This window comes from Paracoccaceae bacterium (assembly GCA_019454225.1).
Classification (GTDB): domain Bacteria; phylum Pseudomonadota; class Alphaproteobacteria; order Rhodobacterales; family Rhodobacteraceae.
This window is the reverse complement of record CP075370.1, coordinates 3,262,577-3,281,401: the sequence shown is the minus strand read 5'-3', so window position 1 is coordinate 3,281,401 and position 18,825 is coordinate 3,262,577. Positions and strand designations below refer to the sequence as shown.

Below are 18,825 nucleotides of genomic sequence, written 5' to 3'. Positions count from 1 at the left end.
GTTATATTTTCTTACCAATACTGGGTCCGGAGGCGACGCCATGGAACTACCCCCCGCCGACGCCCGCGTCATGGCCAACAGAACCCTGATCATTCAGGGGCTTATGTCCATCTTGCCCGCCGATGCCGTGATCGCCGACCTGCATGAGCTGCGGGCCTATGAATGCGATGCGCTGACCGCCTACCGCTGCCCGCCGCTTGCCGCCGTGCTGCCGCGCACGACCGAGGAGGTGGCGGCGGTGCTGCGGTTCTGCCACGCGCAGGGCGTGCCGGTGGTGCCGCGCGGGTCGGGCACCAGCCTTGCGGGCGGTGCCATGCCCACCGGCGACAGCGTGATCCTCGGGGTTGCGCGGATGAATGCGGTGCTGGAAACCGACTATGACAACCGCTTCGTGCGCGTCCAGTCGGGGCGCACGAACCTCAGCGTGACCGGCGCGGTCGAGGCCGACGGCTTCTTCTACGCCCCCGACCCCTCCAGCCAGCTTGCCTGCGCCATCGCGGGCAACATCGCGATGAACTCGGGCGGCGCGCATTGCCTGAAATACGGGGTCACCACCAACAACCTGCTGGGCGTCCGCATGGTGCTGATGGATGGCACGGTGATCGATCTGGGCGGTCCCTGGATGGACGCGCCGGGGCTTGACCTGCTGGGCGTGGTCTGCGGGTCGGAGGGGCAGCTTGGCGTCGTGACCGAGGCGGTCCTGCGCATCCTGCCCAGGCCCGAGGGCGCGCGGCCGGTGCTGATGGGCTTTGAGTCCAACGAGGTGGCGGGCGCCTGCGTGGCCGACATCATCCGGGCGGGCATCCTGCCCGTGGCCATCGAGTTCATGGATCGCCCCTGCATCCGCGCCTGCGAGGATTTCGCCCATGCCGGATACCCCGATTGCGAGGCGTTGCTGATCGTCGAGGTCGAGGGCAGCGCCGCCGAGATCGACGAACAGCTGTCGCGCATCCTGGCCATCGCCCGCCGCCACGATCCGGTCGCCCTGCGCGAAAGCACCAGCGAGGACGAGTCGAAGAAGATCTGGCTCGGGCGCAAGTCGGCGTTCGGCGCGATGGGGCAGATCAATGACTACATGTGCCTTGACGGCACGATCCCGGTCTCGGCCCTGCCGCTGGTGCTGCGCCGCATCGGCGAGATGAGCCGCGATTTCGGGCTGGATGTCGCCAACGTGTTCCACGCGGGTGACGGCAACATGCATCCGCTGATCCTGTTCGACGCCAACAAGCCCGGCGATCTGGAGAAATGCGAGGCATTCGGTGCGGCGATCCTGACGCTTTGCGTCGAGGTCGGGGGCTGCCTGACCGGTGAACACGGCGTCGGGATCGAGAAGCGCGACCTGATGACGGTGCAGTTCGCCCCCGAGGATCTGGAGGCGCAGATGCGGGTGAAGGACGTGTTCGATCCGAAATGGCTGCTGAACCCGGCCAAGGTGTTTCCCCTGCATGTCAGCGCGACGCGCCGCGCTGCCTGACGCGGTGCGGCATGGCGGACCGGCGGATGCGCGGACCAAGATGAAGGGGCAGGGGATGCGGCCATCGGATGAGACAGAGCTGGCGGAAATCCTGCGCGGCGCGAACGGCCCCCTTGCGGTGCGCGGCGGTAGCACGCGCAGCGCGGCGGCATCGGGCGAGGTGCTGGAGACGGGTGGAATCACCGGTCTTGTGCTCTATGAACCCGGTGCGCTGACGCTGGTGGCGCGGGCGGGCACGCCGGTTGCCGACCTCGAGATGATCCTGGGTGGCGAGGGGCAGCGGCTGGCGTTCGAGGTGCCGGACATGCGGGCGCTTCTGGGTACCGCCGGGCAATCGACGGTGGGCGGCGTGATCGCGGCCAATGCCAGCGGCCCCCGCCGCGTGCAGGCCGGGGCCGCGCGCGATTTCCTGCTGGGCGTGCGTTTTGTCGACGGGCGCGGATCGGTGATCAAGAACGGCGGCAGGGTGATGAAGAACGTCACAGGCTATGACCTTGCGCGCCTGATGGCGGGGTCGCGCGGGATGCTTGGGGTGCTGACCGAGGTGGCGCTCAAGGTGCTGCCGGCGCCCGAGACGCAGGCCACGCTGGTGGCGCGCGGCTTGCCGGTGCAGGCTGCGGTGGCGGCCCTTGCAAGGGCACTGTCCTCGCCCTTCGAGGTGACGGGTGCCGCGCATCTGGACGCGGGCAGCGCCGAGACGCGGATCCGGATCGAGGGGTTGGCGGGGTCGGTCGGGTATCGCGGCGGGGCGCTGCTGGCCCTGCTCGGGCCGGGGTGGGAAACCGTGACCGGCGATGCCTCGGCCAGGATGTGGCGCGAGGTGCGCGACGTGCTGCCCTTCGCAGGGGTGACGGGGGCGGTCTGGCGCGTCCACCTCAAACCCTCGGATGCACCCGGGTTTCTGGCGGGTCTGCGCAAAGGGGCGGATGTTCCGGCATTGCTGGACTGGGGCGGGGGCCTGATCTGGCTGCTGATGCCGGGCACGGGTGACGGCGGGGCGGCCGCGGTGCGCGGTGCGGTGGCGCCGCTCGGGGGCCATGCGACGCTGGTGCGCGCGGCCCCGGGGATGGACGACGTGCCGGCCCTGCATCCCGAGCAGCCTGCTGTCGGTGCCCTTGTTGCGGGTCTGCGCCGCCAGTTCGATCCGCGCGGCCTGTTCGCGGGTGCCGCGTGATGGCGGCCGTCGTCGTCTTCCTTGTGCTGCCGGTCGTCACGTTCCTGTCGCTGGTGATGCTGCCTGCGGGTCGTCCGGCGCTGGTCGGCGTGGGCGTGGCGGCGCTGGCGGTCGCGATCCTCGCCCCGCTGGTGGCGCCCGAGGATGGCGCGGGCTTCGGGACGCTGCTGCGCTGGCTGTTCGGCGGCGCGGTGGCGCTTGGCGGTTTCGTGCAGGCGCTGCGCCTGGTCCGCCTGCCGGGCGGGGCCGTGGTGCCCTATCCGCTTGTCGTGACGCTCTGCCTGCTGGGGGCCGTGATCACCACCGCCGTTTACCTGGGATTGTCCTGATGCAGACCACCTTCACGCCCGAGCAGCTGCGCGATCCCGGGACCGCCCGCGCGAACGAGATCCTGCGCAGCTGCGTCCATTGCGGGTTCTGCACCGCGACCTGCCCGACCTATCAGGTGCTGGGTGACGAACTGGACAGCCCGCGCGGCCGCATCTACCTGATCAAGGACATGCTGGAAAGCGGGCGGCCCGCCGACGAAAGGACGGTGCGCCACATCGACCGCTGCCTGTCCTGCCTGGCCTGCATGACGACCTGCCCTTCGGGGGTGCATTACATGCATCTCGTGGATCATGCGCGCAGCTACATCGAACGCACCCACCGCCGCCCCTTCATGGACCGGATGCTGCGCGCGGTGCTGGCGCGGATCATTCCCTATCCCACCAGGTTCCGCCTGGCGATGCTGGGGGCCAAGATCGCGCGGCCGTTCCGCCGGCTGGTTCCCGATGCGCGCCTGCGCGCCATGCTCGACATGGCGTCCGTGCCGATTCCGCCGGTCAGCCGCAACGACGATCCGCAGGTCTTTCCGGCGGCGGGGGCGCGCCGGATGCGCGTGGCGCTGATGACCGGCTGCGCGCAGCGGGCGCTGAACACCGACATCAACGACGCGACCATCCGGCTCTTGACCCGGCTCGGCGCTGAGGTGGTGATCGCGCGCGGCGCAGGTTGTTGCGGCGCACTGACCCACCACATGGGCAAGGAGGACCTGTCGCACGCGAGCGCGGCCGCCAACATCCGGGCCTTCCTGGCGGAAAAGGCCGGGGGCGGGCTTGACGCGATCGTCATCAACACCTCGGGCTGCGGCACCACCGTCAAGGACTATGGCCACATGTTCCGCAACGATCCGCTCGCGGCACAGGCGGCCGAGGTGGCCCATCTGGCGGTGGATGTGTCCGAGATCGTCACCCGCCTTGGCCTGCCGCAGGCTGCGCCGCGGGGCATGCGCGTGGCCTATCACGCGGCCTGCTCGCTGCAGCACGGCCAGCAGATCAAGTCCCTGCCCAAGGACCTGCTGAAACGCGCCGGGTTCGAGGTGACCGAACCTGCCGACAGCCACCTGTGCTGCGGTTCTGCGGGCACCTACAACCTGTTGCAGCCGCAGATTTCCGCCCAGCTGAAGGCCCGCAAGGTGGCGACGCTCGAGGCCCGGGCGCCGCAGGTGATCGCCGCGGGCAACATCGGCTGCATGATGCAGATCGGTTCGGGAACCGAGGTGCCGGTGGTCCACACGGTCGAACTGCTCGACTGGGCGACCGGCGGCCCGGTGCCGCGCGCCCTGCGCGGCGAATGACCCTTTGCCCGGCCGGCCCGTTCAATCTCTGCGCGAACAGCCTTAATTTCGCCGCAGCAAGGCGGTAACCGGCGCGTGAACACCGGAGAAGCCATGCCTTTCGTCGCCCGCACCCTGTCTGCCGTGCTTGCCCTTGTGCTGACACTTGGTGCGGCGGCGGCCCAGAACGGACCCCTGAAGCGGCTGGACACCGGCAACGACATCCGTGGCTGGGATGCCGTCGGACGGCTGGACCTTGGCCGCCGGGGGTTCTGCACCGGCGCGCTGATCGCGCCGCATCTGGTGCTGACCGCGGCGCACTGCCTGTTCGACAAGGATACCGGCGCCCGCATCGCACCCGGCCAGATCGAGTTTCGCGCCGGATGGCGCAACGGACGCGCGGCCGCCTATCGCGGGGTCAAGCACGCGGTGGCGCATCCCGAATACGTCTATGGCGGACACGAGAAGCTGGGCCGCGTGGCCTTTGACCTTGCGGTGATCGAACTGGACCAACCGATCCGCCTGCCGTCGATCCTGCCGTTCGACACCGATGCCCGCCCCGCCCGGGGCGACGAGGTCGGTGTGGTCAGCTATGCGCAGGACCGGTCCGAGGCCCCCGCGCTGCAGGAGGTGTGCCACGTCCTCGCTCGACAGACCGGCGTTCTGGTGCTGTCCTGCGACGTCGATTTCGGATCGTCCGGCGCGCCGATCTTTGCCATTCGCGACGGCGTGGCGCGCATGGTCTCGGTCGTGTCGGCCAAGGCGGACTACGAGGGCCGCCAGGTTGCGCTCGGGACGACGCTCGATGCGCCGCTCGATGCCTTGCTGACCGAGTTGCACCAGGTCAGTGCCACCTTCCAGCGGCCCGGCGCCGCGGCGAGCGGTGCCGCGGGATCGGCCAAGGAAACAGCCAAGTTCCTGAAACCATGAGGGGCTTCTGATGCGCATCCTGTCGGTCCTTGCCATGGTGGCGGGTTTCGGGATGGTCACATCGCCGTTCTGGCTGCCGCAGGTCGATCCGGGTATGCGGGGTTCCGGCGCCGCGCAGGCGCGGATGCCCGGCGGCAAGGTCGTGGCGCAGGCGCCGTCGCCTATCGAAGCGGTGCTGCAATTGGTGTGGGCGTTCTTCGGCGGCACCGGCATGCCTTCCGCCACCCCCCCGGGGCGTCTGCCCCGCGCGGCGCTGGCCCCCGTCGCACACGACGTGTCGATCCTGTGCCGGGCGGTCACCGCAGGAACGCTTGGCCATACCTCCGGTGCCGCCTGCATGGCGCAGGTCATGCCGGAGCACCGGCGCTTCCCGCGGCAGAACGCCGATGCGGCACCTCTCCGTTTCGAGACCGCGGCCGACGGAAACCGCGGCCCCGTGATCGGGCAACCGGATGCGAAACGCGTGCAGGTGGCGCCATGACCGCCGCGCGGTTCCGGATGCCTTCCGTGTTCATCACCTCTTGATCGGAGCGGGAAAAAGATGCGCGGCATGGCTGCAATCGGGCTGACCCTGGGGCTGGTGATGATGACGGCCCCGCTGTGGCTGCCCCGGCTGTCCGGGGGGGCGGCCCCGACCCCGTTCGCGGCTGCCCCTGCGACCCGGGCGATGCCGGGAACGCCGGTGGGCGACGGATACGCGGGGGTGCTGCGCGCGCTTGCCCAGGCGCAGGGAACGGCCGGCGTGCCGCAGGGCATGGTCGGGATGCCGCCGGGCGGGGCACCCTCCCCGGACGATGTGCTGCGCATGATGTCCGACATCTGCCGCAACATCGCTGCGGGCGGGCAGATGGGCGAATCCGAATGCCGCCGCAATCTCGCGGCCGCCACCACGCCGTCCGACCTGGCACGCGCGCTGCCGCAGATCGCCACGAAGCGCCGCAGCGGCAAGGCCCCCGACGCCAAGTTCGTCAGGGTCGACCGGTGAACCCGGCGCGGGCCCTGGCTTTGTGCCTGGCGCTTGCGCCCGTCCCGGTGGCGGCGGACCGGCCTGTTCCGGCATCGGTGGGGCAAATCCTTGGCGGACCCTGGGGCCCCTGCACGGGCGTCCTTGTCGCGCCCGATCAGGTACTGGCGCAGGCCGCCTGCCTGCGTGGCCCGTTCGGCGGCCCGGCCGAGGCCACGCGCCTGGCCTTCCGTCCCGGTGCAGGCACCGGGGCGACACGGGGCGCAAGGCTGATCCTGCATCCCGCCTTCGACGCCGCGGTGCGGTTTCGTGACGGGCAGGATGTGGACGCGGCGCTGCTGGTTCTGGCGGCTCCGGTCGATCCGGTTGCCGCGCGGCCTGTCGGGCTGCGCGCCGCCGCGACGGGGCGCGACTATATGATGGTGCATGTCCTGCCGCGGGGCGGGGCGCGGCATGGCGCCCATGTCGAAACCCTGCCGCTGCGCCGCACCCTGACGGACCTGCGCGCGCTTGCCGCCGGGCGCGACCCGCCGCGCGTCCTGCGCGGTGGCGCGGCCCGCGCATCCCACGAACTTCCCGGCCGTCTCGGCATCACCCGACCCTGAGGCATCCCATGTTCCGCACGCTTGCAGCCCTCGCCCTGATCCTTCTTGCCCCCGCCGCCCATGCACAATCGGGCGGGGCGCGCGCGCTCGACACCCGCGACGCCCTGCGCGGTTGGGAGGCCGTCGGCCGTGTCGACATGGCGCCCGCCCCGGGCATGCAGGGGGCGTTCTGCACCGGCGCGCTGATCGCGCCCGACCTCGTGCTGACCGCGGCGCATTGCCTGTTCGATGCCGGCCGCCCGCGCGATCCCGCCAGCATCACCTTCCGCGCCGCCCTGACCAACGGCACGGCGCTTGCGCAGGCCCGCGTGGTGGCGGCCGCGGCCCTTCCCGGCTATGTGCCGAACGAACGCCCCGATACCAACAGCATCCGCCACGACATCGCGCTCATGCGGCTGGATCAGCCGATCTCGACCGCCATCGCGTCGCCCTTCCGCATCGACACGCCCGCGCCGGGTGACGAGGTGTCGGTGCTGTCCTATGCGCGGGGTCGGTCCGAGGTGATGTCGCGCGAGCGTGTCTGCCGGGTGCAGGGGCGGGAACCGGGGCTGATGGCATTCGACTGCGACGTGACCTTCGGCTCGTCGGGCGCGCCGGTGTTCCAGCGGACGCCCGAGGCCGGGTCCGGCAGGATGCGCATCGTCTCGATCATCTCGGCCGGGGCCGAGGCGGGCGGGCCCGACCGGCTGGCCTGGGGGCCCGACCTGCCCGCCGCCGTGGCGATCCTGAAGCCGATGCTGGCCGCCAACCGCACGCTGCGCCCCGGTGTCGCCGCCGCCCCGGCAACGCCGGCTTCGGTGCCGCAGGCGCGCCGGCTGGGGGCAGGCGACGCCAGCCGCGACACCGGGGCGCGCTTCCTCAAACCGCGGGTCCCGGCTGCGCCCTGATCCGCGCCGCAGGGGTCTTGACGCGCCCCGGACCGCTTCCCACCTAACCCGTGCCGGGTGCCCGAACGGGGCCCGGCGGAACCGCCCGGCCCCCTGGGGGAGGGCAAACCGCATCGCTTCACGAAGGATGACACCATGCGTTCGCTCGATTTTTCGCCCCTCTACCGCGCCACCGTCGGCTTTGACCGCATCGCCGACCTGATGGATCGCGCCCTGTCGACCGATGTCGCCAGCCAGACCTATCCGCCCTACAACATCGAAAAGACCGCCGACCACGGCTATCGCATCTCGATCGCCGTCGCGGGCTTCACGCCCGAGGAATTGGCTGTCGAGGTCAAGGAACAGACCCTGGTCATCGCCGCGCGCAAGGCGGCCGAGGAAGCGGCACGCCACTACCTGCACCGTGGCATTGCCACCCGCGCCTTCGAACGCCGCTTTGCCCTGGCTGACCACGTCAAGGTCACCGGCGCCGTGCACGAGCACGGGATGCTGCACATCGACCTCGTGCGCGAGACGCCCGAAGCGCTGAAGCCCCGCCGCATCGAGATTGCGACAGGCGCGGGCGCCCAGACCCGGGCGGTCGAGGCCGAGGTTGTCGAGGCCTGAACCATCCGCCTGCCTCCGGCCACCGGGGCGCGCCTGCGGGCGCGCCCTTTGGTCTTTCCGCCCTTGCCACGGGGGCCCGGCGCTGCGACCACTCGGCCTGACCGGTGGAGAAGCTGCGCATGACCATTCCCGTCTTCGATGGCCACAACGACATCCTGCTGCGTCTCTGGCGCAACCCCGACCGGGTCAGCCTGTGGCTGACGGGCGAGGGGCGCGGTCACCTGGATCTGCCGCGGATGCGGGCGGGCGGCTTTGCGGGCGGGCTGTTCGCGATCTATGTGCCATCGCCCGCCGATCCCGCGCTTGGCAATCTGGAGCGGCTGATGGATGCGCCGCCCTATGCGCTGCCCCTGCCGCCCGCCGTGCCGCCGGTTCAGGCGCAGCCCGTGGCGCTGGCGATGGCCGCGCAGCTGATGGGGATGGAACGCGACAGCGCGGGTGCCTTTCGCCTGTGCCGCAGCGCCGCCGGGATCCGCGCGGCGATGGCGGCCGGGGCGGTCGCCGGGGTGATGCACATGGAGGGGGCCGAGGCGATCGACGAGGGGCTCGACACGCTGCATGCCTTTCATGCCATGGGGTTGCGGTCGCTTGGACCGGTCTGGTCGCGCCCCACGGCCTTCGGCCATGGCGTGCCCTTCGCCTTTCCCGCCTCGCCCGATCAAGGGCCGGGTCTGACCGACGCGGGCCGCCGCCTGGTCGCCGCCTGCAACGACCTGCGCATCATGATCGACCTCAGCCACCTGAACGAGGCCGGGTTCGACGATGTGGCGCGCCTGTCGCAGGCGCCGCTGGTCGCAAGCCATTCGAATGCCCATGCGATCACACCCTCGTCCCGCAACCTGACGGACCGGCAGTTGCACGTCATCGCCGACAGCGGCGGTCTCGTCGGGTTGAACTTTGCCTCGGTCTTCCTGCGCCCCGACGGCCGGGGCGACCCGGCGACCGGCTGGGACCCGGTGTTGCGCCATCTCGACCATCTGCTGGGGATTCTGGGCGAGCGCGGCGTGGGCTTCGGATCGGATTTCGACGGGGCCACCGTTCCCGCCTGCATCGGCGACGTTACCGGCCTGCCGGCGCTGCTCGATGCGCTTGCCGCGCATGGCTACGGACCCGCGCTTGTCACGCGCCTGGCCTGCGACAACTGGATCGACGTGCTGCGCCGCACCTGGGGCGGCTGATACACCGGCAGGTTGCGCCGCAATGCGGATGGAACTGGAAAATGTTCCCGGCCGTGTTAGGCTGCGGGAATAGTCGGTCACCGATTTCAGGAGGGTATTCCGGGTCATGAGAATCCTCGTCGCGGATGATCATGACCTCGTGCGTGAAACGGTGGCAGCATTCCTGCTGGCCGAGGGCATGGAGGTCGTGACGATGGTCGCTGCCATGCCCGAGGTGATCGCCGCGCTGCGCGCGGCCCGACATGACGTTGCGCTGATCGACGCGGGCCTGCCCGGGATCGACGGCCTGCGCGGGCTGGAACTGGCGGTGACCGAAGGGCAGGGCGCCGCCGTCGCGCTGATGGCCGCCTCGACCTCGCGGGAACTGGCCGAGGCCGCGCTCGAGGCGGGCGCGGCGGGGTTCGTGCCGAAGAAGATGTCGGCCCGCGCGATGGTCGCCGCCGTGCGGCTGATGGCACGCGGCGAACGTTTCCTGCCGATGGGCCTGCTGACATCCGACGCGGCGCCGGGCGGTCTGGCCTTCGGCCTGACGGGGCGCGAACTGACCGTGCTGCGCGGCATCTGCGCGGGCAAGTCGAACAAGGAAATCGCCCGCGACCTCACGCTGCAGGAGGTGACGGTCAAGCTGCACGTCAAGACGCTCACCCGCAAGCTCGCGGCGAAGAACCGCACCCATGCGGCCATGATCGCCCGCGACAGCGGCCTGGCCTGACCCTGTCCCCTGCCTGCGATTGCTCAGACCGTGTGCAGGTACAGGTCGTAGTCCACGTCCGCGATGGTGCGGGCGACGCGGGCATATTCGGCCGCCTTGATCGCGCAGAAGGTGCGGTGCATGTCGTCGCCCAGAGCCGATCTCAGGAATTCCGATCCCTGTGCCGCCTCGATCGCCGCGCGCCAGTCGCGCGGGATCGGGGGCGCGTCGGCCGGCGTGTCGTAGCCGTTTCCGGTGGTCTCGGGGCCGGGGTCGATGCGGTCGGCCAGGCCCTTCCGGATTCCCGCCAGCACGGTGGCCGCCACCAGGTAGGGGTTGGCATCGACACCCGCCGGGCGATGCTCGATCCGCCGCGCGCGGATGTCGCCCGCCGGGATGCGCAGCGCGACCGACCGGTTGTTGACGCCCCAGGTTGGCGACACCGGCGCATAGGACTGCGCGGCAAAGCGGCGCCAGGAATTCGCATGCGGGGCATAGACCAGCATCGATTCCCCCATCGTCGCCCGCAGTCCGCCGATGGCATGGCGGATCGTGTCGGACCACGCGCCTTCCTCGGCCTCGACGAACACGTTTCGCCCGGCCCCGTCCAGCAGCGACACGTGGAAATGCATCCCCGATCCCGCATATTGCTCGACCGGCTTGGCCATGAAGCAGGCGGTCACGCCATGCGCCCGCGCCTGCGCCCGCACGATCCGCTTCAGCCGCATCAGGTCGTCCGCCGCCTGCATCACATCCTCGCGGTAGTGCAGCGTCAGTTCGTACTGGCCCGGCGCATATTCCGAGATCAGCGTCTCGGCGGTGATCCCGGCCTTCGCGGCCCCGGCATAGATGTCGCTGAACAGCGGCAGCATCCCGTGCAGGTGATCGACCGAATAGACCTCGGTCTTGCGGCTGGCGCGCCCGTCCAGCACGTCGCGCGCAGGCTGCACGCGCCCGTCCGGACCGCGCTCGTTCGCGAGCAGGAAGAATTCCAGCTCGAACGCCCCGGCAGGATGCAGACCCTCGGCGGCCATCGCCTGCACCTGCCGCGCCAGGGCGTGGCGCGGGTCCGATGTCATCGGTGTCCCGTCGAGGTCATACATGCACATGAACACCTCGGCCCGGGCCGGTGTCGTGCCATGCAGGGGCTTCAGGGTTCCCGGCACCGGCCAGGCCCGCAGGTCGCCGTCGCCCTTGTCCCAGATCAGCCCGGTTTCGTGGACGTCCTCGCCGCAGATGTCGAGCCCGAGGATCGAGATCGGCAGGTGCCGCCCGTTCCTGTAGAATCCGGCCAGTTCGTGCCGCCGGATGATCTTGCCCCGGCCGATCCCGTTGGCATCGTGCAGCACGAGGTCTATGGCCTCGACCTCGGGATGCGCGGCCAGGAACGCCTCGGCCTCGTCGATGGTGGAACCCGAGGGGCTGGCGGTCATGGCGTCTCTCCGGTCAGGGCGTCCAGCACGGCGCCGAAGGCGGCGACCAGACGGTCGATCTGGGCGCGCGTCGTGACAGGCGATACCAGCATCATGTTGTGGAAGGGGGCGATCAGGCAGCCCCGGTTCAGCAAACCCAGGTGCAGCGCCGCCTCGACCTGTGGCTGATGCGCCGCCGCCGCCTCGGTGCCGTTGCGCAGCGGTCCCGGCGCGCAGATGAACTCGACCCGCGCGCCCACCCGCACGACATGCCAGGGCAGGCCGTGGCGGGCGATGGCCGCGGACAGGCCCGCGGCCAGCCGCGCCGCGCCCCGGTCCATCCGCGCATGGGCGGGCGCGGTCGCGACCTCGCGCAGCGCCGCGGCCAGAGCCGCGAACTGCACCGGGTTCGCGGCCAGCGTGGTGCCCATGCCGGAATGTCCCGCCGGACGCGTGGCGTGATAGTCGGCCAGACGCCCCGCCACCGCCGGCCGCAGCCCCCAGACCGCGACCGGCACCCCGCCGGCCACGCATTTCCCGACCACCAGGATATCAGGGTCCAGACCGTGCGCCGCCGTATAGCCGCCCCGCCCGGTCGACTGGGTATGCGTCTCGTCGATCATCAGCAGCGTGCCATGGGCGCGGCACAGGTCACGCAGGCTGGAAAGAAAGCCCTCGGCCGGCAGGACCATGCAGGAATTGGTCATCACCGGTTCGGTCAGCACCGCCGCGACGTCGCCCTGCGCGAGCGCCGCCTCCACCGCCGCCAGATCGTTGAACTCGACGCAGACGGCCCCGCGCGACAGGTCCTGTATCTGCCCCACCAGCCCGGGCCGCGCCACCGTGCGGCCGGTCTCGTCCAGGGCCACCATCGCGTCGTCGATCGTCCCATGGTAGCAGCCGTTGAACACCAGCACCCTGGGGCGCCCCGTCACGGCCCGCGCCACGCGCAGGGCAAAGCGGTTGGCATCGGTCGCGGTCATCGCCAGTTGCCAGCGGAAATCTCCCCAGACCTCGGTCAGCAGCCGCCCCGCCTCGGCCGCCTGATCCGAGGGCAGCATGTAGGTCAGGCCCCGGCCCGCCTGGGCGCGGAGCGCCCGGGCCACGGCGGGCGGCGAGTGGCCGAACATCGACCCCGTGTCGCCCAGGCAGAAATCGTCAACCTCATGCCCGTCGATGCAGGTCAGCCGTGCGCCCCTTGCGGTCGCCACGACCATCGGAAACGGCATCGGCCAGTCGCGCATCCAGTGCATCGGCACGGCATCCAGCCAGTCGTCCGACCGCGCCGCCGCCGAACGCGGCCGCGCGGCGGCAAAGCGCGCGGCCTCGGCCGCCCGGAATGCCCTGATCCGTGCCATCGAAAGGCCAGCCAGCATGTCGCCCGTCATCGTGGTCGTCCCCCGGGCGGCTTTATCCCCGGTTTTTTGATCAAATGGAAGGCCCGCCGCGGCCGAGGCTATACGGACGGATAGGTGCCGGCATGCCGCTTGCCACAGGCCGGACGACGGCTAGCCTTGCAGGGTACGTGGTCAGTCTTTTCAAGGGGTATTTGCATGCCGACATTTCGACTTTGGGGCCAGGCGGCGGTCGAGGATGCCTCCGGCGCCGTGCAGGCCGTCTTTCCCGCCTGGATCGATCTCGCGACGACGGCCGCCGGGCTTGCCTTCACCTATACCCTCCGGCCGGACATCGGCGACTTTGCGGCGATCGTCGACGTCCCCGCAGATTCGGGCACGCTGTCTGGCGACGACTTCCCTTTCATCACCCAGCCGTCCTTTGCGATCGAGCCCGCCGCGGTGTCCGCCTTCGTCTTCGAAGCGGTCTGGGGCGACGGCTTCGTGACCCAGATCATGGAGTTCTCGGCCTTCGGACCGAACGACGGCGAAACCGTGTACTTCCTCTTCCGCCTTGGCGGCCTGGCGTTGCCGATCGAAACACCCGACGAGTTCCGGGTGTTCTGGAGCGACGAGGTGCAGGACGTGCGGGCCATCACGACCCAAGCGCTCGCTCCGGATCGGCAAATCCCGATCTCCGCCATTCCCGACCGGCAGACCATCCCGGACTTCCCGCCGGGGCTGGACCTTGCGGCAATCACCTCACCCGATACGGTCGTCGGCGACAGCGGAAACGACACGATCCTCGGCGGCGGCGCCAGCGATCTGCTGCAGGGCCGCGACGGCAATGACCTGATCGACGGCGATACGGGCAACGACTACATCAGCGGCAATGCCGGGGCAGACATGCTGTTCGGCTTTGACGGCAACGACACCATCGCCGCCTCCGACGGCGACGATTTCGCGATGGGCGAGAACGGAAACGACCTGATCGGCGGCGGCAACGGATCGGATCGTCTGTATGGCAACGCCGGGAATGATGTGCTGCTGGGCGGGCCGGGCAACGACGTGGTTTATGGCGGCGACGATGACGATTTCGTCAGTGGCGGCCTGAACGACGACACGCTGTTCGGCGGCGCCGGGCGCGACAACCTGGCCTCGGGGCCCGGCAACGATGTGGCCTATGGCGGCGACGGCAGCGACACCATCGGCGGGGGCGACGGCAACGACTATCTGGACGGGCTGGCGGGCGATGATCTCATCGCCGCGGGGCCGGGCAATGACACGGTCTATGGCGTCGGGGGCAACGACACGCTGAACGGCGGGACCGGTGACGATTTCCTGTTCGGCAACGCCGGCGATGACGTGCTGAACGGCGGCCCCGGCAGTGATGTGCTCAGCGGGGGGTCCGGCGCCGACATCTATGTCTTCGGCAACTATTCCTCGGGTGCGACGGACGAGATCGTGCTGTTCGAGAATGGCGTCGACAGGATCCAGCTGGGCCTGATCGGCGGTGCCACGCCCGAAGCGAAGTTCGCCAGCCTCAACCTCTTCGACATATCGGGCGGGGTCGGGCTGCTGCGCGGGGGCAACCTGATCGTCATCAACGGGGTCACGCTTGACGACATGGATGTGACAGACTTCATCTTCGTGTGACGTGCCGGTTCAGCCCGCCGCGATCTCGATCAGGCGCGGCCCCCCGGCCGCACCGCCAAGCGCCGCGCGCAGGGCGGCGGGGTCCGGTCCGACCCGGGCAAAGGGCAATCCGCAGGCCGCCGCGAAGGGCTCCATCGCCAGCGGCGAGGGGTGACAGCCGATCACGGGCGCCCCCGCGCCCGCCATCGCCTCGGCAATCTCGCGGAAGCCCGCGTTGTTCCACACGGCAAAGGTCACCGGCAGCCGCTCGTCGACCGCCGTGCGCAACTCGCCGGGCGAGAACTGCATTCCCCCGTCACCGATCAGGCAGACCACGCGGCGCCCCGACCCGATGGCCGCGCCGACCGCCGCGCCCGGCGCATAGCCAAGCGCGCCAAAGCCGGTGGCCGCGTTGAACCAGGCGCCGGGGAAGGGGGCATCGTAGTACAGGTTCCCGGCATAGACGGGCTGCGTGCTGTCGCCCACGATCACCGCATCGGGCATCGCATCGCGGATCGCCTCGACCATCGCAAGCTGCGGATGCATGTAGGCGTCAAGTTCCGCCCGCGCCGCCTGCCGCGCGGCGGCGGCCCGCGCCGTGCCATCACCCTGCAGCGGCGAAAGCCCGCGCCACAGCGCCGCCAGCACCGGGTCGGCCAGGCCGTGAATGCGCACCGCCGCCGGGTGACGCGCCAGCTGCTCGCGGCAGCAGTCGATGCGGATCATGCCCGACAGGTCGGGAAAGCCGCCCCGCACATACATGTCGCAATCGGTCGAACCCAGTTCCGTGCCCACGGCAAGCACGACATCGGCCTCGGCGATCAGCCGCCGCACCGCGTTCAGGCTGGGCGAGGCGGGCACGCAAAGCGGGTGCCCATGCAGCAGCCCGCGCGCATTCGTCGTCTGCACCACCGGCGCGTCCAGTCGCTCGGCCAGAAGGCGCAGGGCGGCGTCGGACCGCCGCGTCCCGCCGCCGGCCAGGATGACCGGCGACCGGGCCGACTGCAGGCGCGCGACGCCCGCTTCGACCGCCCCGGGGTCCGCAAGCCACCACGGCAGGACCACCGGCGGCGCGGCCGGCACCGGCGGGGCGGGCATCGGCATCACGTCGGTCGGCACCTCCAGGTGCACGGGCTGCGGGCGGCCGCCCAGCATCAGCGCGAAGGCCTGATCGAGCGTCTGGTGCAGCGCGTCCGGCGCGGTGACCTGCAGCGTCGGGCACAGGCTGCGCACCATCCCGGCCTGGTCGGGCAGTTCGTGCAGCATGCCCAGGCCGCGCCCGAGGCTGTCGCGCCGGTTCACCCCCGACACCACCAGCATCGGCACCGAATCGGCGCGCGCCTGTGCCATCGCGGTCAGCGCGTTCGTGACCCCCGGCCCGGTGATGACAAAGGCCACCCCCGGCCGCCCGGTCACCCGCGCATAGCCGTCGGCGGCAAAGGCCGCGCCCTGTTCGTGCCGCACCGTGACATGCCGGACGCCCGACCCGGCCAGACCCCGGTACAGCTCGATCGTATGCACCCCCGGAATGCCGAACACGCAGTCGACGCCGCGCGCCGCCAGCCCCTCGACCAGTCGCTGCCCCACCGTCCGCCCGGTCATTGCGCCATCTCCCGGGCCAGCGCCGCGATCCGGTCGCAGGCCTCTGCCGTCACCGCATCGGGCTGGGTCAGGCTCAACCGCAGCCATCCGGCCGTGGAACGGCCAAAGCTCTCGCCGGGCATCACCGCCACGCCCTTTTCCTCCAGCAGGCGCCGGGCAAAGCGGTCGCCGCCGGCGCTGACCGCCCGCACGTCGACAAGCGCGAACATCCCCGCCTCGGGCCGCACCACCCGCAGGCCGGCCGTGCCGTCCAGCCGGTCCGCGATCATTCCGGCGCGCGCCGCGAACCGCGCCGCCATGCCCGGGGCCACCGGCGACGGAACCGCCACCGCCTGCGCCGTCATGTCGGCGATGAAGGGCTGGTTGCCGAACAGCATCGTCTCGGCCAGCGGCAGCAACCGCGTGCAGAACTCCTCGGGGCCTACGCACCAGCCCGACCGGAACCCCGGGGCCGCATGGGATTTCGAGATCGACGCGGCGACGACCGTGCGTTCCGCCAGGTGCGGCAGGTCCAGCGGGCTGGCAAAGGGCACGCCCGCGAACACCAGTTCCTCGTAGACCTCGTCGCAGAGGATCCACAGGTCATGCGCCACGGCAATCTCGCCGATGGCTGCGATGTCGGCCGCCCGCAGCACCGCGCCGGTCGGGTTGTGGGGCGTGTTCAGGAATATCACCCGCGTCTGCGGCGTCACCGCCGCCGCGATGTCCTCGGGCGCCATGCGGAATCCCCGTTCGGGCCGCAGCGGCACCGGAACCACCGCAGCGCCCGATGCGGCGATCACACCCTCGTAGGTGGCGTACATCGGGTCGCCCGCGATCACCTCGTCGCCGGGCCCCGCCATCGCCTGCAACACCGCATAGAGCGTGGTCTGCGTGCCCGGAAAGCACATCACGTTGCCCGGCCCGAACGCCCGGCCGCGTCGCGCGCTGTAGCGTTCGGCCAGGGCCAGCACCAGCCCGGCCTCGCCCCGCCCGTTGCTGTAGCCGGTGCGCCCCTGCGCCATCGCCGCCGTCGCTGCCGCGATCATCTCGGGGGGCGTCGGCACGTCGGGTTCGCCGATGGTCAGTTCCAGCACCGGCCTGCCCGCCGCCGCCATCGCCCGGGCCCGGATGTGCAGATCCCATTTCGCCCCGCCCAGGCCCGCCAGCCGGTCGGTCAGCGCCGCGTATCTCATGGCATTGCCCCCGCCAGATCGACCCCCAGGATGGCGCCCACCGATGTCAGCCCGATCCGCTCGATCTCGCCGGGCGCGAAGGCCTCGGGCAGGACCGACGCCTCCAGCCACAGCCCGTCGATCACCGCGTTGCAGGCGATGGCATCGGCGCGCAGGCGGGCGGCCGGAACCTCGCGCGGCAGCGCCGCGATCAGCGCCTGCAACCGGTCGCGATAGTCCAGATAGGTCGCCATATGGGTGTCACGGATGCCCTGGTCGCGCTGCACCATGTGGATGAACCCCGCCCACAGCCCGACTGTCGTCGGGTCCACCACCGGCGGCCGCAGGCTTGCGGCGACGAAGACTGCCAGCTGCACCAGCGGATCTCCGGTCTGGCCGATGACCGCCGCGTGGTTGACCAGCGTCATGGCGCCCATGACCCGCGCATAGGCCGCGCGCAGCAGTTCTCCGCGCGACTGGAAATAGTGCCGGATCAGCCCGGGCGTCACGCCCGCGCGCTCCGCCACGGCGCGCACCGTTGCCGCCTGCGTGCCGCCTTCGGCCACAAGCTCGACCGCAGCCGCGATCAGCGCCTCGCGGCGCTTTTCCTCGCCCTCGCGGCGAAACGGTTTTCGGTCACCGGTTGCGCCGGGCCGGACAGGCTTGCCCTCGGTCATCAGGGCCCCCCAGCCGCCACGACCCTATTATACGCTTGCAGAATTACGCGATGGCGGGCTTACTGCAAGCCCGAACTGCCAAAGGTGACGATGCTGCCCGAACCGCGCACAGTCCGCCCCCCGCTTGCCGACGCCCGCCCCGAGGCGATCCGGCTCGACTCGATCCGCAAATCCTTCGGCACCCTCGAAGTGCTGCGCGGTGTGTCGCTGACGGCGCGGCAGGGCGACGTGGTCGCGGTGATCGGCGGGTCCGGGTCGGGCAAGTCTACGATGCTGCGCTGCATCAACTTTCTCGAAACGCCCTCCGGCGGCCGCATCACCATCGGCGGGGAAGAGGTGGCGATGCGCCCCGATGGCAGCCCCGCCGACCGCCGCCAGATCGAACGTCTGCGCCGCAGCCTCGGGATGGTGTTCCAGCAGTTCAACCTCTGGTCGCACATGACGGTGCTGCAGAACCTGATCGAGGTGCCGGTCCACACGCTGAAGGTGCCGCGCGACCGGGCCGTGGCCCGCGCCCGCGCCCTTCTGGCCCGGGTGGGTCTGGCCGAGAAGGAAGACCAGTATCCGGCCTATCTGTCCGGCGGCCAGCAGCAGCGGGCCGCGATCGCGCGCGCGCTGGCCATCGAACCTTCGGCCATGCTCTTCGACGAGCCGACCTCGGCGCTCGACCCCGAGCTGGTGGGCGAAGTGCTGGGCGTCATCCGCGATCTGGCCGCCGAGGGCCGGACCATGATCCTTGTCACGCACGAGATGAAGTTCGCGCGCGAGGTGGCCAGCCATGTGGTGTTCCTTCACCAGGGCGTGATCGAGGAAGAGGGCCCGCCCGACGCCTTGTTCGGCGCCCCGAAATCGGAAAGGCTGCGACAGTTCCTCAAGTCCGTCGCCTGACAGGCGGACATCAACCA

The 18,825-nt window shown here is 70.7% G+C and carries 19 protein-coding genes; 14 read left to right on the top strand and 5 right to left on the bottom strand.

Annotated features, from left to right (window positions below):
- The first annotated feature begins 40 nt into the window (after window positions 1-40).
- The 12 genes from KF887_15635 to KF887_15580 all read left to right on the top strand — a co-directional run bounded on the left by KF887_15635 (window position 41) and on the right by KF887_15580 (window position 10,127).
- Complete coding sequence (locus tag KF887_15635; protein ID QYK40818.1) at window positions 41-1,474, top strand: FAD-binding protein; 1,434 nt, start codon at window positions 41-43, stop codon at window positions 1,472-1,474.
- 55 nt (window positions 1,475-1,529) lie between these two features.
- Window positions 1,530-2,648 carry an FAD-binding protein gene (locus KF887_15630; protein ID QYK43607.1) on the top strand — a complete coding sequence of 373 codons (1,119 nt, stop codon included), beginning with the start codon at window positions 1,530-1,532 and terminating at the stop codon, window positions 2,646-2,648.
- On the top strand, window positions 2,648-2,977 hold the full coding sequence (locus KF887_15625; protein ID QYK40817.1) for a hypothetical protein: 330 nt from the start codon (window positions 2,648-2,650) through the stop codon (window positions 2,975-2,977). Before KF887_15630 ends, KF887_15625 begins: the two co-directional genes overlap by 1 nt.
- On the top strand, window positions 2,977-4,266 hold the full coding sequence (gene glcF, locus KF887_15620) for a glycolate oxidase subunit GlcF (protein ID QYK40816.1): 1,290 nt from the start codon (window positions 2,977-2,979) through the stop codon (window positions 4,264-4,266). The genes KF887_15625 and glcF overlap by 1 nt, the downstream gene beginning before the upstream one ends.
- A gap of 93 nt (window positions 4,267-4,359) precedes the next feature.
- A complete protein-coding gene (locus KF887_15615; protein ID QYK40815.1) occupies window positions 4,360-5,175 on the top strand; it encodes a trypsin-like peptidase domain-containing protein in 816 nt (271 codons plus the stop codon).
- Window positions 5,176-5,185: 10 nt separating this feature from the next.
- Entirely contained in the window at window positions 5,186-5,656 is a 471-nt protein-coding gene (locus tag KF887_15610) for a hypothetical protein (protein ID QYK40814.1), read from the top strand.
- A 69-nt stretch (window positions 5,657-5,725) separates the two neighbouring features.
- Window positions 5,726-6,160 carry a hypothetical protein gene (locus KF887_15605; protein QYK40813.1) on the top strand — a complete coding sequence of 145 codons (435 nt, stop codon included), beginning with the start codon at window positions 5,726-5,728 and terminating at the stop codon, window positions 6,158-6,160.
- Window positions 6,157-6,744: a hypothetical protein gene (locus KF887_15600; GenBank protein QYK40812.1), complete on the top strand. Its 588-nt coding sequence runs from the start codon at window positions 6,157-6,159 to the stop codon at window positions 6,742-6,744. Before KF887_15605 ends, KF887_15600 begins: the two co-directional genes overlap by 4 nt.
- 8 nt (window positions 6,745-6,752) lie before the next feature.
- Window positions 6,753-7,631: a trypsin-like peptidase domain-containing protein gene (locus KF887_15595; protein ID QYK40811.1), complete on the top strand. Its 879-nt coding sequence runs from the start codon at window positions 6,753-6,755 to the stop codon at window positions 7,629-7,631.
- 135 nt (window positions 7,632-7,766) lie between these two features.
- Window positions 7,767-8,237, top strand: a complete 471-nt coding sequence (locus tag KF887_15590; GenBank protein QYK40810.1) for an Hsp20 family protein — start codon at window positions 7,767-7,769, stop codon at window positions 8,235-8,237.
- A gap of 119 nt (window positions 8,238-8,356) precedes the next feature.
- Entirely contained in the window at window positions 8,357-9,415 is a 1,059-nt protein-coding gene (locus KF887_15585; protein ID QYK40809.1) for a membrane dipeptidase, read from the top strand.
- 106 nt (window positions 9,416-9,521) lie between these two features.
- On the top strand, window positions 9,522-10,127 hold the full coding sequence (locus KF887_15580; GenBank protein ID QYK40808.1) for a response regulator transcription factor: 606 nt from the start codon (window positions 9,522-9,524) through the stop codon (window positions 10,125-10,127).
- 23 nt (window positions 10,128-10,150) lie between these two features.
- Here KF887_15580 and KF887_15575 read toward each other — a convergent pair whose 3' ends face one another.
- Together KF887_15575 and KF887_15570 are read right to left on the bottom strand one after the other, a co-directional pair.
- A complete protein-coding gene (locus tag KF887_15575; protein ID QYK40807.1) occupies window positions 10,151-11,539 on the bottom strand; it encodes a glutamine synthetase in 1,389 nt (462 codons plus the stop codon).
- Window positions 11,536-12,906 (bottom strand): aspartate aminotransferase family protein, encoded by a 1,371-nt coding sequence (locus tag KF887_15570; protein ID QYK40806.1) that lies wholly within the window; start codon window positions 12,904-12,906, stop codon window positions 11,536-11,538. Before KF887_15570 ends, KF887_15575 begins: the two co-directional genes overlap by 4 nt.
- A 165-nt stretch (window positions 12,907-13,071) precedes the next feature.
- Between KF887_15570 and KF887_15565 the strand changes: the two genes are divergently transcribed.
- Complete coding sequence (locus KF887_15565; GenBank protein ID QYK40805.1) at window positions 13,072-14,508, top strand: hypothetical protein; 1,437 nt, start codon at window positions 13,072-13,074, stop codon at window positions 14,506-14,508.
- 9 nt (window positions 14,509-14,517) lie between these two features.
- Here KF887_15565 and KF887_15560 read toward each other — a convergent pair whose 3' ends face one another.
- From KF887_15560 to KF887_15550, 3 genes are read right to left on the bottom strand one after another with little or no spacing between them, the layout of a single operon-like run.
- A complete protein-coding gene (locus KF887_15560; protein ID QYK40804.1) occupies window positions 14,518-16,089 on the bottom strand; it encodes a 5-guanidino-2-oxopentanoate decarboxylase in 1,572 nt (523 codons plus the stop codon).
- Window positions 16,086-17,264: a pyridoxal phosphate-dependent aminotransferase gene (locus KF887_15555; protein ID QYK40803.1), complete on the bottom strand. Its 1,179-nt coding sequence runs from the start codon at window positions 17,262-17,264 to the stop codon at window positions 16,086-16,088. Before KF887_15555 ends, KF887_15560 begins: the two co-directional genes overlap by 4 nt.
- Window positions 17,261-17,920: a TetR family transcriptional regulator C-terminal domain-containing protein gene (locus tag KF887_15550; protein ID QYK40802.1), complete on the bottom strand. Its 660-nt coding sequence runs from the start codon at window positions 17,918-17,920 to the stop codon at window positions 17,261-17,263. Before KF887_15550 ends, KF887_15555 begins: the two co-directional genes overlap by 4 nt.
- 90 nt (window positions 17,921-18,010) lie before the next feature.
- Between KF887_15550 and KF887_15545 the strand changes: the two genes are divergently transcribed.
- Complete coding sequence (locus tag KF887_15545; protein QYK43606.1) at window positions 18,011-18,808, top strand: ATP-binding cassette domain-containing protein; 798 nt, start codon at window positions 18,011-18,013, stop codon at window positions 18,806-18,808.
- Window positions 18,809-18,825: the final 17 nt, after the last annotated feature.

Excerpts from the sequence above, each read along its gene's own strand:
- KF887_15635 (QYK40818.1), top strand. The coding sequence starts at position 41 with ATGGAACTACCCCCCGCCGACGCCCGCGTCATGGCCAACAGAACCCTG.
- KF887_15630 (QYK43607.1), top strand. The coding sequence starts at position 1,530 with ATGCGGCCATCGGATGAGACAGAGCTGGCGGAAATCCTGCGCGGCGCG.
- KF887_15625 (QYK40817.1), top strand. The coding sequence starts at position 2,648 with ATGGCGGCCGTCGTCGTCTTCCTTGTGCTGCCGGTCGTCACGTTCCTG.
- glcF (QYK40816.1), top strand. The coding sequence starts at position 2,977 with ATGCAGACCACCTTCACGCCCGAGCAGCTGCGCGATCCCGGGACCGCC.
- KF887_15615 (QYK40815.1), top strand. The coding sequence starts at position 4,360 with ATGCCTTTCGTCGCCCGCACCCTGTCTGCCGTGCTTGCCCTTGTGCTG.
- KF887_15610 (QYK40814.1), top strand. The coding sequence starts at position 5,186 with ATGCGCATCCTGTCGGTCCTTGCCATGGTGGCGGGTTTCGGGATGGTC.
- KF887_15605 (QYK40813.1), top strand. The coding sequence starts at position 5,726 with ATGGCTGCAATCGGGCTGACCCTGGGGCTGGTGATGATGACGGCCCCG.
- KF887_15595 (QYK40811.1), top strand. The coding sequence starts at position 6,753 with ATGTTCCGCACGCTTGCAGCCCTCGCCCTGATCCTTCTTGCCCCCGCC.
- KF887_15590 (QYK40810.1), top strand. The coding sequence starts at position 7,767 with ATGCGTTCGCTCGATTTTTCGCCCCTCTACCGCGCCACCGTCGGCTTT.
- KF887_15585 (QYK40809.1), top strand. The coding sequence starts at position 8,357 with ATGACCATTCCCGTCTTCGATGGCCACAACGACATCCTGCTGCGTCTC.
- KF887_15580 (QYK40808.1), top strand. The coding sequence starts at position 9,522 with ATGAGAATCCTCGTCGCGGATGATCATGACCTCGTGCGTGAAACGGTG.
- KF887_15575 (QYK40807.1), bottom strand. The coding sequence starts at position 11,539 with ATGACCGCCAGCCCCTCGGGTTCCACCATCGACGAGGCCGAGGCGTTC.
- KF887_15570 (QYK40806.1), bottom strand. The coding sequence starts at position 12,906 with ATGACGGGCGACATGCTGGCTGGCCTTTCGATGGCACGGATCAGGGCA.
- KF887_15565 (QYK40805.1), top strand. The coding sequence starts at position 13,072 with ATGCCGACATTTCGACTTTGGGGCCAGGCGGCGGTCGAGGATGCCTCC.
- KF887_15560 (QYK40804.1), bottom strand. The coding sequence starts at position 16,089 with ATGACCGGGCGGACGGTGGGGCAGCGACTGGTCGAGGGGCTGGCGGCG.
- KF887_15555 (QYK40803.1), bottom strand. The coding sequence starts at position 17,264 with ATGAGATACGCGGCGCTGACCGACCGGCTGGCGGGCCTGGGCGGGGCG.
- KF887_15550 (QYK40802.1), bottom strand. The coding sequence starts at position 17,920 with ATGACCGAGGGCAAGCCTGTCCGGCCCGGCGCAACCGGTGACCGAAAA.
- KF887_15545 (QYK43606.1), top strand. The coding sequence starts at position 18,011 with ATGCTGCCCGAACCGCGCACAGTCCGCCCCCCGCTTGCCGACGCCCGC.